The sequence below is a fragment of the Streptomyces luteolifulvus genome (assembly GCF_008806595.1).
Classification (GTDB): Bacteria; Actinomycetota; Actinomycetes; order Streptomycetales; family Streptomycetaceae; genus Streptomyces; species Streptomyces luteolifulvus.
Genome location: NZ_VZRB01000057.1, coordinates 1 through 19,364 on the forward strand (window position 1 = coordinate 1; position 19,364 = coordinate 19,364).

Sequence of the window (19,364 nt, forward strand, 5' to 3'; positions counted from 1 at the left end):
CCAGAAGGCGTTCATCTTCTGCAGGATTCCGGCGTTGACGACCGCGTTGTCGAAGGACAGCGAGATCTCCAGGACCGACAGGATCAGCACGATCCCGAAGGCCTCCCAGCCCCACTGCCACGCGGCGTAGGCCAGACCGAGCGCGGTGACGGCGAACGACCAGCCGAACGTCCTCAAGACCATCCTCATTCCAACTGTCAGAAAAGCGTTCCGTGTTACGTGGAGAGAGCGGTGGGCGCCGCGTCACGACGCCAGCCGGTCAAGGCCTGCGGTCGCCACCGCGGGCGCCACCTCGAACCAGACGACCTTGCCCGTGGCGGTGCGGGCGCTGCCCCAGCTCGCCGCCACCGAGGCGACCAGCAGCAGACCCCGGCCGCTCTCGGCGTACAGCTCGCGGCTGCGCGGTGCGGGCAGCCCGGGCGCCGTGTCGGTCACCCCCACCCGCAGCCGGACCCCCGTCCAGCGGACCGTCACCGAGCACGGCCCGGTGGTGTGCAGCACCGCGTTGGCGATCACCTCGCTCGAGAGCAGTTCGAGGTCGTCCTGCGTTTCGTCCGTCAGTGGGAGATTCCAGCCGCGGACCACCGACAGGAGCAGCCGACGGGCCTTGGGCACGGCGGCCGGGTCCTCCGGAAAGACCCGGAAGCTGTGGAGCAGGGGCTGTTCCGGGATGTCCGTCATGATCATTCCTTGGTGGGCGGCCCGCTCCGCCAGGGGCGGGCGTGTGTTGCCGTGTCTGGTGGAGGCGGACTGGTGGATACGGCCCTGGAGGGGCGTGGGGCCGTGGACGGGCGGGGAGGGAGGAGGGTTTCGACTGCGCCGACGTATCCGGCGGGGAGGGCCGGTCGCGTGACCTGGACGGGTCCGGACCGGCCCCTGCGCCCGTGAGGCAGGCTCAGGACTTCTGGGCCAGGTCCTTAAGGGCCTTCTCCGCGCCGGGGTTCAGCGGGACGGGCGAGACGTCCTGCGCCTGGTCCACCTCGATCTCCGTCGCGGCCGGGTTCACCTTCTCCAGCTCGGTCTTCTTCTCGTACATCAGGTTGACGATGTCCGCGGCCAGATCCGGGTCGAAGCCCGTCTTCACCAGCAGCACGTTCTGCACCACGATCGTCGGCACGTCCTTCGGCTGGTTGTATACGGACGCCGGGATGGAGCCGCTCCGGTAGACGTCGCCGTACTTCTTGTTCAGAGCGGGCAGTTGCGGGGTGATGTCGAGGAGGCGCACCTCCTTCTTGAGGCTGGTCGTGAGGTCGGTGATGCCGCCGCTCGGCAGTCCGCCGGACCAGAACAGGGCGTCGATGGTGCTGTCCTTCATGCCGTCGACGGACTCGGGCAGGGCGAGGCGTTCGGCGGTGATGTCCTTGGCGGGGTCCAGTCCGGCTGCCTCCAGCAGCCGGTTGGCGATCACTTCCGTGCCGGAACCGGGTGCTCCGGTGGACACTCTCTTGCCTTTCATGTCCTTGAGGGACGTGATGCCCGAGTCGGCCCGGACCAGGACCTGGGTGTAGTTCGGGTAGAGCCGGGTCAGGGCCTCGACGTCCTGGGGCGTGTCGAACGCTTCCTTGCCCTCGACGGCGTTGCTGGCCGTGTCCATCAGGGAGAACGCGATGTCGTAGGTGCCCGCCCCGAGGCCTTGGATGTTCTGCACCGACGCGCCGGTGGAGGTGGCGGTGGCCCGGTAGCCGTCGAGGTTGTCGGAGATCAGCTCCGCGAGGCCGCCACCGATCTGGTAGTACACGCCGGTGGTGGTGCCGGTCGCGATGGTGAGCCGGCCGCCCTTTCCGCCGCTCGCGGCGGTGTTGTCGGTCTGCTTCCCGCCGCCGCAGGCGGTGGCGGCGAGAGCGGTGACGAGGGCCGCGACGGCGAGGCGTGCGGCACGCATCCGGTGCTTCATGAGGGCAGGTGTCCTTCCATGAGGGTTTCCGCCGGGCGGTTCTCACCGGTGGTGGGAACCGCGGGGGTCTGCTGCCTGCGGCGTACGAGATGAATGCCGAGGGCGAGTACGAGCGCCACGACACCAGCGGTGATCGCGACGGGTTCGAGGTAGAGGAGACAGAGGGCGGCGACGGCGCACAGGGCGCGCTCCATACGCCCGGCCGGTCCGAGCAGCCACCCGCCGGTGGCCGCGGCCAGCGCGGCGACCGCGAGGGCCGAGACCGCGGTAGTCCATACGATGCCCAACAGGCTGCCCGTGCCGAGCAGTTGGGAGCCGTTGTCGGTGAGGACGAAGGCGAACGGCACCAGGAACGCGGGCAGTGAGTACTTCCAGGTCGCCACCATGGTGCGCATCGGGTTTCCCCCGGTGATGGCGGCGGCGGCCGCCGCCGCGAGCGCCGTCGGAGGGCTCACTTCGGACAGCACGGCGTAGTAGAAGATGAACATGTACGCCTCGTGGGTGGCGACTCCCAGCGAGAGCAGCGCCGGTGCGATGATCACCGCGGCGATGATGAAGGAAGCGGTGACCGGGACGGCAAGCCCCAGGATGGACACCGAGACCGCCGCGAAGACGACGGTGAGGACCAGCACTATGGTCTTGTCGTCGCCGAAGAGTCCGGCCGCATCGACGATCACCGATGCCAGGTTCAGACCGAGCCCTGTCTGGGTGACGACGGCGACGATGATGCCCGCCGCCGCGCAGGTGGCGACCACCGGAAGCACCGACCGGCAGCCCTCGGCGAGCGCCTCGTACACCCGCCGCGGCGTCATCCGGTGCTCGGGGTCCAGGAACGAGAGCAGGAACTGCAGGGCCGTGGCGTAGACGACCGCCTTGAAGGGGGGCAGTCCCGCCACCATGAATCCGATGATCATGAAGAGCGGGAGGAAGTGGTAGCCGAACCGGCCGAGCAGCCGCAGCGCCGACGTGCTCTGCTCCCCGACCACGGGCTGCGTCTGGTGCTTGCGGGCGTCGATCTCGACCGCGAGGAGGATGCCCAGGTAGTACAGGAGGGTGGGCACCAGTGCGTACAGCAGGACGGTGAGGTAACTCTCGCGCAGGTACTCGGCGATGATGAACGCCGCGGCGCCCAGGGTGGGCGGGGAAAGGATCGCCCCGATCCCGGCCGCCGCGAGCACGCCGCCGCCCTGTTCCTTCCCGTAGCCGGCCCGGCGCAGCACGGGCCAGGCGACCGATCCGAGGCTGACCGCGGTCGCGGTGCCGGACCCGGAGACGGTGCCGAGCAGGAAACCGGCGGCGGTCACGGTGCGGCCGGGGGCGCTGCGCGAGCCGCGGAAGGCCGCGAAGGACAGGTCGATGAAGAACTTGCCGGCGCCGGAGAGGTCGAGGACCGCGCCGAAGATGGTGAACAGCACGATGTAGGTGCCGGCCACGTTCAGCGGGACGCCGTACACCCCGTCGGTGCCCATGAAGAAGTGGGCCGCGATCGCGTCGATGTCGAACCCGCCGTGAGCCAGGGACCAGTCGTACGGCAGCAGCCCGCCGTAGTAGGCGTAGAGCAGGAAGGCCGCGCAGAAGGCGGGCAGGACCCAGCCGGTGGTGCGGCGGCACGCCTCCAGGACGAGCACGATGAGGACGAGCCCGGCCAACACGTCGAGGGAGGTGGGCAGTTGCCGTCGCTCGATGAAGGGGTCGAACTGCAGCAGCGGGTAGACGCACACGGCGAGCGCGGCCGCGGCAAGGAGCCAGTCGAACCAGCCGGGGTCGTCACGCCGTGCGGGTGTGCGGGTCTTCTCGTGGCCGCCGGCGCCGCGCCGCCGCAGAAGCAGCATCGCCGGTACCCGCACCGTTCCGCGGTAGGTCAGGAAGACCAGCGGCAGGGTCGCGGCGAGGAAGATCGTCAGGTAGTACTGGGTGCCCTTGGCCAGCGGGAAGAAGATCGCGTAGAGCACGAAGACCGACAGGGCCGCGCACGCCAGGGACACCGGACCGGACACCCGCGGGGAGAGTTTCCGGGCCGGCCGTTCCTGGTCGTACTCGGCCACCAGTTCCTCAGCGGTTCGCTGCTGCGGATCGGACGGCGCCGTTGCCATGCTCATCTAGGCCATCTCCTGGGGCTGGGTGCTTCTGCTTCACCCCAGACCGTGGCAGCCGTGACAAGCAGGCAACAGGGAACGCTCGTGGTCTTAACGTAGGTTTAGGGTTGGGTGACGGGGATCACTTCTACGCTCGTCCCGACGGCCGAGACCCGGTCTGCCCCTGGCCTTCGTGCCGTGGCGGGTCCGGGCCCGCGCACGAGGAACCGGGAGGCGGTGTGCGGATACTCCTTGTCGAGGACGACAACCGGGTGGCCGACGCCCTTGCGGGCGCGCTGCGCCGCAACGGGTACGAGGTGCGGCGCGTGGCCAACGCCGCCGACGCGCTGGCCGCGCCCGCCGTCGACCTGGTCCTGCTCGACCTGGGCCTGCCGGACCGGGACGGCATCGAGGTGTGCCGGGAGCTGCGTGCCCGGGGCGGGGTCCCGGTGATCGCGGTGACCGCGCGGGGAGGCGAACCCGACCGGGTACGGGGGCTGCGCAGCGGCGCCGATGACTACGTGGTGAAGCCGTTCGGCACCGCTGAGCTGCTCGCCCGTATCGAGGCGGTGCTCCGGCGCAGCATGAGCCAGCGCGCGCATGAGGACCGGCTCGTCACCGTCGGCGGCCTCGAGATCGACCTCGGGCGGCGCGCGGTCACCCTGGACGGACAGCCGGTTCCCCTCACCCGCAAGGAGTTCGACGTCCTGGCCGTGCTGGTGCGCGCCAACGGCGCCGCCGTGCCCCGGGACCGCATCGTCGTCGAGGTGTGGCAGACGACGTACGACGGTATGTCGCGCACGCTCGACGTCCATGTGGCCACCCTGCGCGGCAAGCTGGGGCGGGCGGGAAGTGTGGTGCGGACGGTGCGCGGCTTCGGCTACCGTCTCGCGACCGCCGACGGCATGGCCCCGGACACCGTTCCGGCCCCGCCCGCTCCGGACACCGCCCCTGATGCGAGGGCGCAGTCGAACCCGGACGGCCCGATCCCTGCCTCGCCGCCCACGGCGGCCGACACCTGAGCGCGCTGATCACCGATGCGCCGCCGACTTCTCGTCATCGTCTTCGCCCTGGTCGCGGGGCTCATCGTGGCGCTCAGCGTTCCGCTGGTACGGGCCACCGCGGAGCGCTCGGTCCAGACCTCGTTCATCGGCCGGGTCGAGGACGGCGCCTGGTTCGCCGACATGGCGGCCACCGCCCTCGAATCGGGACGGACGGGCCGTCTGGAGGCCGCCGCCGACCGCTACACGGCCCTGTACGACTCGCGGGTCGCCGTCGTCGACGCGGACAGCGAGATCGTCGTCGCCTCCCGCCCCCTCGACCTGAAGGAGCCACAGGTGCGGTCGGCGCTGCTCAGAGCCCTTGCCGACCGGCCCGCGCAGCAGCCCAGCGTGGTCTGGCCGTGGGACGACCGTCCTTTCGTCCTGGCCGAGCCGGTCAAGCGCGACGGCCGGGTGCTCGGCGCCGTACTCATCGTCTCCCCCACCGACCGGGCCCGCTCCCAGGTCACCGACCACCTGACCCTCGTCGGCCTGGGCAGCCTCGCCGCACTTGCCGCCGTGGTCATCGCGGTCGCCACCCCGGTCGTCCGCTGGGTGCTGCGCCCGGTCCACGAACTGGACCGGGCCACGCACGAGGTCGCCCTCGGACGGCTGAAGACCAGGGTCTCGGAACGGGCGGGCGCCCCGGAGCTGCGCCGCCTGGCCAACAGCTTCAACGTGATGGCGGACAGCATGCACGCCTCGCAGGAGCAGCAGCGCGCGTTCGTGGCGCAGGCCTCCCACCAGCTGCGCAATCCGCTGACCGCCCTCCGGCTGCGGGTGGAGAACCTCGAGGAATTCGTGAACGACCCACGTGGCCTGCACGAACTGCACTTCGCCGTGGAGGAGGCCGACCGGTTCGGCGAGATCCTCGACGGGCTGCTGCGCATGGCCAGGGCCGAGGCGTCCGAGGCGGAACGCCGGCCCGTCGACGTGTCGGCCGTGGTCGTCCACCGGGTCGACGCCTGGCGGACTGCCTACGAGGCCGAGGGCGTCCGGCTCACGCTGACGGTTCCCGACGGCGTACGCGCACTGTCCCTGCCCGACTGCCTCGACCACGCTCTGGACACCCTGCTGGACAACGCGCTCAAGTTCGGCGACGGCACTCCGGTGGACGTCTCGGTCACCCGTCCCCCGGGCGGCGACGGTGCCGGTGCACAGCGCGGGCAGGACGACGGCGTGGTGGAGGTGACGGTGCGCGACGGTGGCTCCGGTCTGACCGCCGAGGAACTGGCACGGGCAGGCGGGAGGTTCTGGCGCAGCACCCGCCACCAGAACGTCCGGGGCACGGGCCTCGGCCTCGCCCTCACCCGCATGGTGGTGGAGGCGGGCGGCGGCGAACTTCGCCTCGCGGCGGCAGAACCGCACGGACTCGCGGCCACTCTACGGTTGCCGAGTGCTCCCCCGCCCCCGGGCGCGGCACCCTGACGACCGTCGGCCGGTGTCAGGGGTGCGACTCGCGGAACCAGCGCGCCGCGCCCGGGTGAAGGTCCAGCGGGTGGGTGGCGATCGCCGTACGACGGTCCAGTCGGCGGGCCTCCGGGTGAGCGCGTATGAGCTGGGACTGCCCCTCGAACAGCAGCCGGGTCAGCCAGTACGCCTCCGCGTCCGGCATGTTCCGCCGCACCACCAGAAAGTTCGGCACGCTCACGGTGGTCACCGCACTCTGCGGGCCGTATACGACAGCCGGCACGGTGGTCTCCGTGTAGAGCTCGCCGTAGGACCGGGTGAGATCGTCGACCACGTCGCCGAGGCCGACGAGGCGGATGGGCATCGTCCGGCGGAGGTCGGTGATCGCCGCGGTGGGCAGGCCGCCGCTCCAGAAGAAGGCGTCGATCCGCCCGGCGGCCAGGGCGCCCGTGGACTCCCGCACATCGAGCCGCCGCGCGCTCACATCCTTGCCCGGAGAGAGCCCCGCGACCTTCAGGATGCGTTCGGCGAGCAGCGCGGTGCCCGAGCCCACGGCACCCACGGAGACCCGCCGCCCGCGCAGCTCCCTCACACTGCGTACGGGGCTGTCCGCGGGGACCACGAGTTGCACGTAGTTGTCGTAGAGCGCGGCGAGCGCCACCACGGGTACCCGCTCGGTGAACGGCGCGCGACCGGCGACGGCGTCCGCGGCGGAATCGGCGAGCGTGAAGCCCACCCGCACCTTGCCCGCGCCCACCAGGCGCAGGTTGTCGACACTGCCTCCGGTGTGCAGGACACGGGCGGACGCGTCGGGCAGCCGACGATCGATGAGCTCCGCGTACCCGGCCCCGTACTCCGCGTAGACGCCGCCCTGGTTACCGGTGGCCACGCTGATCTCACCGGACGGCCGACGCGGATCATCGTTTCCGGTGCACCCAGCAAGCAGCACCACCATCAGGGCGATGGTGGTGGCGAGCAGGCGTGCCACCGGCATAAGTGCCTCCTTGCACCGGGCGAACCGGCCACTGAACGCCGGGCCCGGAGCGCAGACACCCCGACGGGCCCACGCGATCAGCCTAACCGGGCGGGGAACGGGTGGCGTCATACGCGGCGATCAGACCGACGCGCCGGCTGAGCCGCTCCCGATGGTGTCGTCGTGCAGCCGGGCGTTCTCCCGGGCGATGGCCGTGCCGAGGCCGCCGCCTTCGGACCGGTTACGGGCGGCGTCGGTCCTGTAGCAGCGATGGTCTGCACCGGACACCTCACCGACGGCGGCAGCGAGTACGAGTGCTGAGCACCTCTCACAGCTCCTGCTGCGGCCCCTCGGCCATGAGCTCCGTGTTGATGATCGCCTCCACAAGAGTCTCTCCCACCGCAGTCAGCGTGACCGTGCCCGCGTTCTCGTCGGTCTTCAGCAGGCCCCGGCTGCACAGGGAGTTGAAGGCTTCTCGCCGCTGGGGGGAGAAGAGAGAGCTGCCGGGGAAGCGGTGCCGGTGCAGTTCCTCGCGTAGCGGTTGCAGTGTGGACAGTGCCATGTTCACCGCCCGTGTCTCCTGCGCCTGTTCGGTGAAGGCAGTGGCGGAGCCGAGGGGAAGCCGCCCGGCCTCCACGGCCGTGCTGTACTGCTGCCAGTCGACGTTCGTCATCCCCTCGGAACGGCGGCAGCTGGAACTGCCGCCGAGGCCGATGGCGACCTCGGGCTGCTGCTGGTCCTGGTCGGCCATGATGGACTTCCACTTCTCCGGCCCGGCTCCGGGCCGGGCGAAGTACATGGTCGGTTGCTCGGTCCAACCGGCCTCCCGCAGCCCGCCGGTGAGGATCTCCCGCATCTGGTACTGCTCGCCGAGCGTGGGCCAGCGGTGTCCGCGTGACTCCAGGCGGGCGCGATACTCCGGGAGTTGCCAGGCCGCCGGTTGCACCCCGGAGACGCCGGTCCGCGTGTCGCTGTAGTCCCGCAGGTGCAGCTTGGTGCACACCACGGCGGTGGGTCCGTGTTCCAGTACGGTGTCCAGGTCGCGTCGGACGCTGCCGAGGGTCTGGTCGAGCAGGCCGTACATCAGGTCGACGCTGATCCAGTCGAAACCGGTGGCCTTCGCCTGGCGGATGAACTCGATGCAGGCGGCGCCGGTGTGCTCACGGCCGCTGAGGCGCAGCACGTGGTCGTCGAACGACTGCACCCCGCTGGAGACCTTGGTGCAGCCGAGTTCGGCCAGCAGCTCCAGCTTCTGCGGCGTGAGGGTGGTGGGATCGCCCTCGAGCCGGACCGTGGTGTCGGGACCGAAGGCGAAGTTCTCCCGGTAGAAGTCCAGCAGTCGGCGGATCTCGTCGGCGGGCAGCAGCGAGGGCGTTCCGCCGAACACGTTGAACTCGCCGACCGGTGCGGTGGCGAGGTGCGGAACCCTGCGCAGCCACAGCTTCGCCTCCCGGATGTTCCAGTCCACCCATTGCGCCGCCCGCCGGGCCACCGTCTCCTGTGTGCCCTTGACGATGACGACCGGGTACTGGCAGAACCGGCAGCGGTAGGAACAGGTGGGGATGTAGGCCCACAGGTGAATGGGCGGGGTGGTGCGCAGTTGCCCGTCGAGGTCGTCGAGGAACCGCTCGGGGTCGTAGCCGTCGATGTTTCCCGGGAAGACATGGGCGCCGAAGGGGTCCTCCCGCACGTATGCCAGCAGATGCCGGTTCTCGGGCGCGGCGAGGGCGTGTACGGCGTCCGGGACCGGTGCTGCCGGGTCCAGTGTCAGGAGGGAGGCCAGCGCGGGGTCTGCGGTCATCAGAAGACTCCCCCGTTGCCGAAGTAGTCGTGTGCCTCTCCGGATTCCCGGTCCTCGCAGTAGTACGCGACGAACTCTGCGAACCGCTCGCGGGGGATGTCCTCCAGGCACGCCGGCAGCGGCGGCGGGTGGCCGATGTCGTCTCCGACCGTCGCCCGCAGCCGCTCGAACAGCTCGTCGGCGAACTCGAAGTAGAGCCGGAAGGAAGGGGTCTTGTAGGCATGGATGGGGGTGAAGTCCATGAGGCGCATCTTGTCGACGATCTCCTCGATGCGCTGCCGCAGAGCATCTGCGAGGGGCGCGCCGAAGAACTCCCGTACGGGCGAGGTCGCGAGCAGGCCGGGGTCGAGCAGCACCGGGAGCAGGAGGTTCTTGGGCACGAAGTCCTTGATCGAGAAAGCCCAGGCGCGGTGTGCCTCCTCCTCGGTGAGGTCGCGGACCCGCGCCGTGCTGTCGCCGTCGGCTCCGGGGCGGATGTTGCGCATGACGATGGTGCCGTGGGCGCCGTAGGCCCTCCCCGCGATCACCTCCTCCAGCGCGTGGTCCACCCGGCGGGGGTTGATCTCCACCCGGGAGGCGGGGACGTACACCCGGCTGCCGCCGAGCGCCGCGACCTTGATGCCGAAGTCCCAGTCGTCGGAGAGGTGGTTGACGAAGCGGCCGTTCTCCAGCTGGTAGAAGATCTCGATGCCGCCCGCGCGGTCGTGTGCCTCGCGTTCGACGGCGAATCCCTTGCCGTCGGGGAAGCCTCCGAAGAGCGAGAAGGCGACCGACCGGCAGCGGAGGGTGCGGGAAATGGCGTCCCACAGCCGGGGGCGGTCCTGGAAGTGCTCCTCGCGGTAGAAGTAGTCGCACACGCCGATGGCGGCGCCGCTGTCGTCCATGGCTTCCAGGAGCGTGGACAGCCACATCGGATCCAGCCGGCAGTCGGCGTCCGCAGAGACCAGGTAGAACCGTTCGTCGGTGGCGCAGGTGTCCGCGTCCGCCGTCGCGGCGGGTCGGCCGCAGCTGCGTTCGGCCGCGAAGCGCATGCCGGTGCGGCGGGCGCACGAGACGCCCTGCTCGTGTTCGTGGACGATGTGCAGGGCGAGGTCCGGATGGTCCGCTGCGAAGCGCTTGGCCAACGCTACGGTCTCGTCAGTGGAGTTGTTGTCGACAAGAACGATCTCGTACAGCTCGGGGTCGAGCCGGCCGTCGCCGTCGCGCTGCCAGTAGAGCGACTCCAGTACGGCGGGCAGGTTGGCCGCCTCGTTGTACACCGGGAGGATGACGCTCATCCGGGTCCTGGTGCCCATCGGGGTGAGGACGAGGCGATCGAGCAGGGTCACCGCACTGGAACGGCCGAAGTGCCGGGTGCCCAGGCGGTGGTTGTGCTCCGCCGTGGCGGACTGCAGGGTGTCGTCGTTCAACAGCTGTGCCACCTCGTTCACGAATGTGGGGGTCGGCAGGTCGTGGTGCAGGACGGGGGCGCGGAAGCCCTTGTCGCCGTAGACCGTCGGATAGGACTCGTAACCGCTCGTGATGTAGGGCACTTTGGCGGCGATGGCCTCGCCGATCGGGTTTCCGTAGCTCTCGTAGTCGTACGACGTCAGGAACGACACCAGATCGGCGTGCGCCAGCAGATCGCGGACGGAGTAACTGCCGCCGGCGGGCGCGCCGATCGCGTCGGTGTCCGGCGCGAGCCAGCCGCCGAACACCACCCGGTCGGCGACGCCCAGTCCATCGGCGAGCGCGGTCAGCCGCCGGTATTCGATCGCATCCTCACTGGTGTCGCCCGCCACGAAGAGATGGACGTCGGTCGTCCTGGCGAGCTCGGCGACCAGGTGGATGTCGCGGTCGATGCGCTTTTGCGGGATGATCCGGGTGGTGCGCGCGATCAGCCGGGCGGTGTCCGGTATCGCGTGGTCGGCGCGGAACGACGCGTTCTCGGGGCCGACCCTGGCCGCCCTGTGCGGGAAGGTGTTCGGCAGCACGTCGATGTGCCGCACATGCGGCGCCCAGGCGCGGGTCAGCGCCTTCGCCCGCTCGTGCAGGGCCAGATAACGAACGTGGACGGAGTCCAGCAGCGGGGGGACGTTCGGGTACGGCGGGCTGCCGTACTTGCCGCTTCCCGGCTCGCTCTGCCACATCAGGTCGTGGTCACGCCACAGCACGAAGCGGCCGAGGCGGTGGCGGGCGCCGTAGACGACTATCGCCTGCTGCAGGGCACGGGTGACCATGATGTTCTCCGGCAGTGTGCCGTTCTCCACCAGCACCCGGGTGACGCGGAGTGATTCCCACAGCGCCAGCACCCGCTCGCACAGGGCGTTCGCGATGCGCTCCACCTCCGGCATCAGCCGTAGCTCGCCCTTCTCCACCACTTCCTGGAGGACCTCGGTGACCAGGGAGGCGTCATAGCCGTCGACGGTGTCCAGGTCATGTATCCGCGAGAGCCGCACCCAGGACGGCAGGAGCCGGGCCTCGTCACGGTAGGGGACGAAGAATCTCCCCTTGTCCGCCTTGATGTCGTAGCCGAGGTCGAGGTGCACCTCGTAGCCCCGGTCATGGAAGAGCCGGGCGGTCTTGAGGAATTCCACGACCAGTCCGGACAACGGGGTTGCATCGAAGGACACGCCCCACAGCACTGCCATGGCTCGCCTCCTTCCCGCGGCCACCCGCTCTTCGACCGTAGCGCGGATCTCCGGCGGGCTCCTGGTGACGGAGAGTAAGAATCGCGCAGGACTGCCCGGCGACGAGGCGCTGCAGGGAGTAGCAGGCGTCGAGGGGGCGAGCGTCGAGCGGGTCGGCCGGATGTCCCACGCGCTTCGGGGTCAGGGCAGCTGGAAGGCGGATCCCGCATCGAGTCTCCTACCCCTCCACCTCCCTCATGACGGTGAGGAGCCGTCAACTTCACTGCGGCGTAAAGGTCTCCCCCGTGCTACGAGTGCGGCGACTCTCAACTGCCCTCCGCCCACTTTGCTTTCGGCATCTTCGGCGTTTTCGGCATTTTCCACGCGGGGCTTCCCGCTCTCGGATCCCCTATGCGTTCCCCTTGATGAGGATTGCGTAAGAACACCGTCACAGACCTCACGCACAGAGCGGTTTCCCTCCTCAACCAACGCGTCTAGCTGAGCGTTCGCCTCCTGGTTGGCTCGGCGATGAGTGAATCCTGTGGAGATCCGAGCCGACGGGCCGTCAGGGAGCCACCACCAGCCATTGAAATGAACGTGACAATCCGTCAGTCTTCTCGTCACCTCCGCGTGACTCCTGCGCTGGAGGCAAAATCCCCCCACTGATGAGGAGACCCCTCACCATGACGCATCAGTTGCGTGCCGGATGGAAGCTGACCTTCGCGGCCTCCGCGGCAGCGGCCGCGACCACGGCAGGCTTGCTCATACCGGCATCGGCCCACGCCGGAGAACCCGCCGAGGGAACGGTCTACGGCCTGGGCGCCGAAGGCACCGTCGCCGGCAGCTACATCGTCCTGCTCGACAAGCAGGCATCCACCGATGCCAAGAAGGAACTCGCCCAGCACTACGGCGGCAAGCTCAACCGGTCCTACGGCTCGGCCGTCAACGGCTTCGCTGCGACAAACCTCACCGAGAAGGAAGCGAAGACCCTGGCCGCCGACCCGGCAGTGAGCACCGTCGTGGCAAACCGCAAGTTCCACGCCACGGCCACCCAGGACAACCCCCCTTCCTGGGGCCTGGACCGGATCGACCAGAGCGACACCGCCGGCGACAGCAAGTACACGTACCCCGACAAGGCGGGAGAAGGGGTCACCGCATACGTCATCGACACCGGCGTACGCATCACGCACAAGGACTTCGAAGGACGAGCCAGTCACGGCTTCGACGCCGTCGACAACGACGACACCGCCGACGACGGCAACGGCCACGGCACCCACGTCGCCGCCACCATCGCCGGCACGCAGCACGGCGTCGCCAAGAAGGCAAAGATCGTCGCCGTCAGGGTCCTCGACAACAACGGATCCGGCACCACCGAGCAAGTCGTCGCCGGCATCGACTGGGTCGCCAAGAACCACCAGGGGCCCTCGGTGGCCAACATGAGCCTCGGCGGCAGCGCCGACCCCGCCCTGGACGAGGCAGTGAGCAAGGCCATCGCCTCCGGCGTCACCTTCGCCGTCGCCGCCGGCAACGAATCGGCCGACGCCGGCCAGTCCTCACCCGCCCGCGTACCGGAAGCCCTCACGGTCGCCTCCAGCACCAAGGACGACGCCCAGTCCGACTTCTCCAACTTCGGCCAGATCGTCGACATCTACGCGCCGGGCTCCGACATCACCTCGGCCTGGAACGACAGCGACACGGGCACCAAGACGATTTCCGGCACGTCGATGGCCTCCCCCCACGTGGCCGGTGCCGCGGCCGTGTATCTGGCAGGCCACCCGGACGCCAAGCCTGAGGCCGTGGCAAAGGCGCTGACCGACGGCGCCACCGCGGACAAGATCAGCAACCCTGGCTCCGGCACACCGAACAAGCTCCTCAAGATCACCGAATAGGCTGCGGGATCTCCGCGGGTCGTGCTCCCGATGACCTGCAGCCCAGGCAACCGGGAGCACGACCGGGCCGGGCGCCGGGGCCCAGGTGAGCGGGAGGCATACTCCAAGCTCGTATGGGCTCCCTGCAGGCAGGAAGCGGCTTCACGGGGCGCCGGCCCACCGGCACGCGGCGGAAGGCACTGCTACCGATCTCGATCGGCGGCGGTGCCTTCCGGTCCGTCCAGGTACTTGTCCGATCGGCATGGGCAGCGGCGCCCTCCGCAGAGTCTGCCGGTGCCGCTGCGTGCTGCTGGGGGTGGCTCGGCGGGCCGACGCCCGTGCACCCTGTGTCGTTGGCTCCTACGCCTGCGGGCCCGCCGAGAGCATCTCGCTCGCGGCGCGCTCGACATCGGCCTCGGACACGAGCACCAACTGCGCTGCCTCCCCCAGCGGGATGAAGCTGTCCGCGCTGGTGACCCGTCGGATCGCGCCGGTGAATCCGGCATCGACCAGGGCGGTGACAACGCCCTCGGACACTCCTCCCGTACGGCGGGTCTCGTCGACGACGAGGACGCGTCCCGTCGCTCGCGCTTCCCGCAGCAGGTCCTCGACCGGCAGGGGCGCCAGCCAGCGCAGGTCGACGACCCGGCACTCGATGCCCTGCAGCTCCAGCCGGCGTGCGGCTCGAAGCGAGATGGGCAGGCCGTTGCCGAAGGTCACGACGGTCAGGTCCGCGCCTGTGCCGTAGGTGCGTGCCCGGCCGATCGGCACGTGCTCCGCGGGTGGCGGGTATGCGGCGAGCCAGGCGTTGTCCCCTTCGGTGTGGAGATCTCGCGTGTGGTAGAGCGCGATCGGCTCGAGGAAGGCGCTGACCGTTCCGTCCGCCTTCCCGGCCGCCACACAGGTGCGAAGCACCGCGGCGGCGTCGTCGGGGCGGGACGGGGAGGCGATGACCAGACCGGGAATGTCACGCAGGACGCCCAGCGCGTTGTCGTTGTGGAAGTGACCGCCGAACCCGCGCTGGTAGCCGTAGCCGGCGATGCGGACCACAAGGGGGTTGCGGTACTGGCCCTGCGAGAAGAACTGAAGTGTGGCGGCCTCGCCGCGCAGTTGGTCCTCGGCGTTGTGCAGGTACGCAAGGTATTGGATCTCCGCCACCGGCAGCAGCCCGGACAGTCCCGCCCCCAGCGCGAGACCGAGGATCGCCTGCTCGTCGAGCAGGGTGTCGAAGACCCGGGCGGTACCGAAACGCCGCTGCAATCCCCGGGTCAGCCCGTAGACCCCGCCCTTGCGGCCCACGTCCTCGCCGAAAACGACCATCTCCGGGTAGCTGCCGAGCAGATCGGCGAGGGTGTGGGTGATGGCCTGGGCGACGGTGACAGGCTCGCCCACCGGCGCCGGCAGGGCTGGTGGTTCGCTCGTACGGCGTGCGGCAGCCGCCACGAGATCGGGACGGCGCGGGGCGATCGGGGCGGCGATCTCCGTCGCGTTGGTCAGGGGCTCGCTGTCGAGTGCCTCCTTGGCGACGGCGAACACTCGTCCGCCCACCTCGTCGTACCGCTCGAGAACCTGCTGCTGGGTGAGCACGCCGGCCGCTGTGAGCAGCCGGGCCGTGGCCAGCAGCGGGTCGCGTCGCAGATCCGCGGCGACCTCGGTCGGCATCCGGTAGGCGGCTTCGGCGTCCGAGCCCGCATGGCCGAGGAATCGCACCATCGACAGGTGCAGGAACGCGGGTTGCCGGCGCTTGCGTACATGGGCCACTGCCTCGCACGCGGCGTCGAAGGCGGCCGACGGATCGCACCCGTCCGCGGCGAAGTAGGCGAGACCGGGCCGGTTGCCGTAGGTGTGCCGTACCCAGTCATGCGGTGTCGGCACGCTGATTCCCAGGCCGTTGTCCTCGCAGACGAACAGCACGGGCATCGGAAGGCCCTGGTAGGCCGCGTGGCAGGCGCTGTTGATGGCGCCCGCTGCCGTGGAGTGGTTGACCGAGGCGTCACCGAAGGAACAGCAGACGACGGCATCGCCGGGCCAGGCGCATTCGGTCCCGAGCCGCTTGGCGCGGGCGATGCTCCACGCCACCCCGACTGCCCGCGGCAGGTGGGAGGAGATGGTCGACGTCTGCGGGATGACGGCCAGTTCGCGACGGCCGTACACCTTGTGCCGTCCGCCGGCGATCGGCTCGTCCGCCCCGGCGGCCACCCCCAGCAGCATGTCCGTGACCGCGTCGACGCCGCCGGCCTGCCGGGCGCGGGCGCAGTAGAAGGCGCCGGAGCGGTAGTGCAGCAACGCCGGGTCGGTGGGACGCAGTGCGAGGGCGACCGCGGCGTTGCCTTCGTGCCCGCTCGATCCGATGGTGTAGTAGCCACGGCCCTGTTGCTGCATCCACCGTGCGGCGGCGTCGGTGTGCCGGCTCTCCAGTTGGGCGTCGAACAGGTCCAGTGCGGTACGGGCGTCCAGTGCGCCGCCGAGTGGTCGGCTCGCCGCGCTCGTGCTTGCCGCGCGCGCCCCGGAACCGGCAGCACCGTCGGTCGGCGCCGGGCCGGCAGTCCGGGCGGCGGACCGGGGACCGGCCACTTCCTCGCGGAAGTGCCGGTCCAGGTCCTCGACGCTGCTCACAGGCGGAAGGACAGGTCGGGCTCGAGCGTGGCCACGTCCATCTGTGCTTTCTGCAGACGGCCGGAGTAGTCCCAGTTCATCGACTGCCAGCGGGTGAACTGGTCGAGCACCCACTGCCCCGACTGGCGACTGCCGTTGCCCGACTTGCCGTTGCCGCCGAACGGAAGGTGCGCCTCGGCTCCGGAGGTGGTGTTGTTGACGCTGACCATGCCCGCGGAAATGCCGCGCCGGAACGTCCACACCTCGTGCGGATCGGTGGTGTAGATCGCGGCGGAGAGCCCGTAGCCGTGGGCGTTGGCGAGGTCTAGGGCCTCGTCGAAGTCCCGGTAGGTGGTCACCGAGACGAGGGGGCCGAAGGTCTCGGTGAGGAACAGGTCGTCGTCGCGGCGTACTCCGTCGACGATCACCGGGTGGTAGAACATGCCCGCCTCGGCGTCCCCGACGAAGCCCTTGCGCGGGTTGTCGGCCGTGATCCGCCCGATGCCGTCGGAGCCGTACGTCCGGTGGTGGTCCTTGATCCACCCGAGGAAGGTCTCGTAGCGCTGAGCGAACCGCTCGTCGAGCATCGGGCCGTAGAGGACGTCCTCGAACGCGTCGCCGATCCGGGCCGCGCGGCTCGCGGCGTCGAAGCGGGCGAGGAAGTCCTTGTGCACCGACTCGTGGACGATGAGCGTCCCGAGGGAGGTGCAGCGCTGCCCCGCGGTGCCGAATCCGGAGAACAACGCCCCCTCGACCGCCAGGTCGAGGTTGGCGCTCGGGGTGACCACCTGGGGGTTCTTGCCGCCCAGTTCCAGGCACGGGGTCTGGAGGTGGCTTCCGCACAGGGCGCCGATCTTCTGGCCGACGAGCGTGGACCCGGTGAAGCCGACCTTGTCGACGAGCCCGGCTTCGAGGGAGGCCTCCAGACCGGCGTACGTCTGCTCCCCGTCGGCGAGTACGAGGTTCAGTACGCCGTCCGGCAGGCCGCCCCCGTGCACGAACAGCTCGAAGAGGGCCTTGGCACTCGCGGCGGCGTACTCGGCGGGCTTCCACACGACGGTGTTGCCGGTCACGAGCGCCGGCACGAGGTACCAGGCCGGAACGGCCACCGGGAAGTTGCCCGCGGTGATCACCGCGACCGTGCCGACGGGGTTGCGGAAGGTGAACAGCTGCTTGTCGGGCATCTCCGAGGGCACCGTCTGCCCGTACAGCCGGCGGCCCTCGCCCAGGAAGAAGTCGCAGGTGTCGATGATCTCCTGGACCTCGCCGAGTGCCTCGGCGAACGGCTTGCCGATCTCTTCGGTCACGATGCGGGCGAGCCGGTCCTTGTTGGCTTCGACGAGCCGGCCGATCTTTCCGATCGCGGATCCGCGGACCGGCGCCGGGATGTCCGCCCAGGACCGCTGAGCCGCCTTCGCGGCCTTGGCGGCTCCGACGAACGTCGAGGCGTCCCCGAGCGAGACCTCGGTGACCAGCTCGGCGGTACGGCCGGGATTGGGGCGTTGAAGAGTCCCGCCGGGGGCGCCGGCGACCATGCGGCCGGCAACGATCGAGGCGACGGAACGGGCCATGACTTTGCTCCTTGTCGGCTGGTACGGGGTCATCGCAGACCGGCGACGACCCGGTCGAGGGCCTGCAGGGCGATCGCGAGCTCGTCCTGGGTGATGGACAGGGCAGGGCGGAAGCGCACCGAACGCTCACCGCACGGCAATGCGATCACCTGCTCCTCGGTTCGCAACCGGCGTACCACGTCGTCGCGGACGCCGCTGTCGGGCAGATCGATGGCGCTCATCAGTCCACGCCCTCGCGCGTTGGAGACGACCGGTGCGTGTCGGACTTCCAGTTCCCGCAGTTCGGCGAGGAACCACGATCCCACGGCGGCGGCATGGGCCACCAGGTCGTCCTTTTCGATGATCTCCAGGATGCGGCGTGCCCGGACCATGTCGACCAGCCCGCCGCCCCAGGTGGAGTTGATCCGCCCGGAGACCCGGAAGACGTTGTCGGGTACCTGGTCGACCCGGCGGCCGGCCATGATGCCGCCGAGCTGGACCTTCTTGGCGAACGCGACGATATCCGGCTCGAGGCCCAGCTGCTGGTAGGCCCAGGTGGTGCCGGTGATTCCCACGCCGGTCTGCACCTCGTCGAGCACGAACAGTGCGTCGTACTCGTGACAGAGCGCCTGCATCGCCTGCAGGAACTCCGGACGCATGTGGTTGTCGCCCCCCTCGCCCTGGATCGGCTCGGCGATGAAGCAGGCGACGTCGTGCGGGTTGTCCTCGAACGCTCGCCGGGCCTGCTCCAGAGCTCGTCGCTCGGCCTCCTCGACCTCGGCAAGGTGGCGGTCGAGGGGGAACCGCACAGCCGGTACGTCGATGCGCGGCCAGTCGAACTTCGGGAAACGGGCCGTCTTGCCCGGCTCGGTGTTGGTCAGCGAGAGGGTGTAACCGCTGCGGCCGTGGAACGCCCGCCGAAGGTGGAGCACCTTGGTGCCGAGCTCGGGCGAGCGGCCCGCGGCCTCGTTGCGGCGGCTCTTCCAGTCGAACGCCGTCTTGAGCGCGTTTTCGACGGCGAGCGCCCCGCCCTCGACGAAGAACAGTCTCGGCAGCTCCGGATCACCCAGCACCCGGGCGAAGGCCTCGACGAACTCGGCGTAGTGCGTGGTGTAGATGTCGGGGTTGGCGGGCTTGTTCGCCGCCACCTGCGCGAGCAGGGTCATGAACTCCGGATCGTCCACGATGCCCCGCGCGTTGAGCCCCAGCGGAGCGGACGCGAAGAACGAGTAGAGGTCGAGGAACTTCTCACCGGTGCGCGCGTCGACGATCCACGAGCCCTGACTGGTGAGCGGGTCGAGCACAAGTTTGAAACCGTCGGTCAGCACATAGCGGCCGAGCCTGTCGTGCACCTCGTCCGGGTGGACCGTCGACACAGCAGCAACCGTCATGGAGGCACCTACTCTCGATAGCCGTTCACCGAAGATCTTTCGCTGTATAAGAGACTCAGCGAAAACATTTTAGGTAGCACGCCACACCAGCCGCAAGGGTTACGTCCAGTGGAAGATCCTCGAAAAGATTTGACCGATCCGGCCGCGGCGACACCGCG

13 protein-coding genes and 1 pseudogene are annotated in these 19,364 nt (G+C 69.7%); 3 read left to right on the top strand and 11 right to left on the bottom strand.

Going from position 1 to position 19,364, the window contains the following annotated elements; translation table 11 throughout:
- The 4 genes and pseudogenes from F7R91_RS39210 to F7R91_RS39225 form a co-directional block, all read right to left on the bottom strand.
- A pseudogene (locus F7R91_RS39210) lies at positions 1 to 183 on the bottom strand (DUF475 domain-containing protein); the annotation flags it as partial.
- A gap of 60 nt (positions 184 to 243) precedes the next feature.
- A complete protein-coding gene (locus F7R91_RS39215) occupies positions 244 to 681 on the bottom strand; it encodes an ATP-binding protein (protein WP_191971850.1) in 438 nt (145 codons plus the stop codon).
- Between the two features lie 214 nt (positions 682 to 895).
- Complete coding sequence (locus F7R91_RS39220; protein ID WP_150958320.1) at positions 896 to 1,894, bottom strand: TAXI family TRAP transporter solute-binding subunit; 999 nt, start codon at positions 1,892 to 1,894, stop codon at positions 896 to 898.
- Entirely contained in the window at positions 1,891 to 3,993 is a 2,103-nt protein-coding gene (locus F7R91_RS39225) for a TRAP transporter permease (RefSeq protein ID WP_225321058.1), read from the bottom strand. The genes F7R91_RS39220 and F7R91_RS39225 overlap by 4 nt, the downstream gene beginning before the upstream one ends.
- Positions 3,994 to 4,208: 215 nt before the next feature.
- On the opposite strand from F7R91_RS39225, the gene F7R91_RS39230 reads away from it, so the two are divergent.
- Entirely contained in the window at positions 4,209 to 4,991 is a 783-nt protein-coding gene (locus tag F7R91_RS39230) for a response regulator transcription factor (RefSeq protein ID WP_150958322.1), read from the top strand.
- A 15-nt stretch (positions 4,992 to 5,006) separates the two neighbouring features.
- A complete protein-coding gene (locus F7R91_RS39235) occupies positions 5,007 to 6,437 on the top strand; it encodes a sensor histidine kinase (RefSeq protein ID WP_150958324.1) in 1,431 nt (476 codons plus the stop codon).
- 16 nt (positions 6,438 to 6,453) lie between these two features.
- On the opposite strand, the gene F7R91_RS39240 is transcribed toward F7R91_RS39235, so the two are convergent.
- From F7R91_RS39240 to F7R91_RS39255, 4 genes are all read right to left on the bottom strand, one after another.
- On the bottom strand, positions 6,454 to 7,413 hold the full coding sequence (locus F7R91_RS39240) for a TAXI family TRAP transporter solute-binding subunit (protein WP_191971851.1): 960 nt from the start codon (positions 7,411 to 7,413) through the stop codon (positions 6,454 to 6,456).
- A 120-nt stretch (positions 7,414 to 7,533) separates the two neighbouring features.
- Complete coding sequence (locus F7R91_RS39245; protein ID WP_225321059.1) at positions 7,534 to 7,680, bottom strand: cell wall metabolism sensor histidine kinase WalK; 147 nt, start codon at positions 7,678 to 7,680, stop codon at positions 7,534 to 7,536.
- Positions 7,681 to 7,720: 40 nt separating this feature from the next.
- On the bottom strand, positions 7,721 to 9,193 hold the full coding sequence (locus tag F7R91_RS39250) for a radical SAM protein (RefSeq protein WP_150958328.1): 1,473 nt from the start codon (positions 9,191 to 9,193) through the stop codon (positions 7,721 to 7,723).
- Positions 9,193 to 11,823: a glycosyltransferase gene (locus tag F7R91_RS39255; protein ID WP_225321060.1), complete on the bottom strand. Its 2,631-nt coding sequence runs from the start codon at positions 11,821 to 11,823 to the stop codon at positions 9,193 to 9,195. The genes F7R91_RS39250 and F7R91_RS39255 overlap by 1 nt, the downstream gene beginning before the upstream one ends.
- 662 nt (positions 11,824 to 12,485) lie before the next feature.
- Between F7R91_RS39255 and F7R91_RS39260 the strand changes: the two genes are divergently transcribed.
- Positions 12,486 to 13,691, top strand: coding sequence for a S8 family peptidase (locus F7R91_RS39260; protein ID WP_150958330.1), 1,206 nt, complete (start codon positions 12,486 to 12,488; stop codon positions 13,689 to 13,691).
- Positions 13,692 to 14,030: 339 nt separating this feature from the next.
- On the opposite strand, the gene F7R91_RS39265 is transcribed toward F7R91_RS39260, so the two are convergent.
- The 3 genes from F7R91_RS39265 to lat are packed head-to-tail and all read right to left on the bottom strand — an operon-like array spanning position 14,031 to position 19,206.
- A complete protein-coding gene (locus F7R91_RS39265; RefSeq protein WP_150958332.1) occupies positions 14,031 to 16,286 on the bottom strand; it encodes a thiamine pyrophosphate-dependent enzyme in 2,256 nt (751 codons plus the stop codon).
- The gene (locus F7R91_RS39270; protein WP_150958334.1) at positions 16,283 to 17,836 is read right to left on the bottom strand and encodes an aldehyde dehydrogenase family protein; all 1,554 of its coding nucleotides are present in this window, start codon (positions 17,834 to 17,836) and stop codon (positions 16,283 to 16,285) included. The genes F7R91_RS39265 and F7R91_RS39270 overlap by 4 nt, the downstream gene beginning before the upstream one ends.
- A 29-nt stretch (positions 17,837 to 17,865) precedes the next feature.
- A complete protein-coding gene (lat, locus tag F7R91_RS39275) occupies positions 17,866 to 19,206 on the bottom strand; it encodes an L-lysine 6-transaminase (RefSeq protein WP_150958336.1) in 1,341 nt (446 codons plus the stop codon).
- Between the last annotated feature and the right edge of the window lie 158 nt (positions 19,207 to 19,364).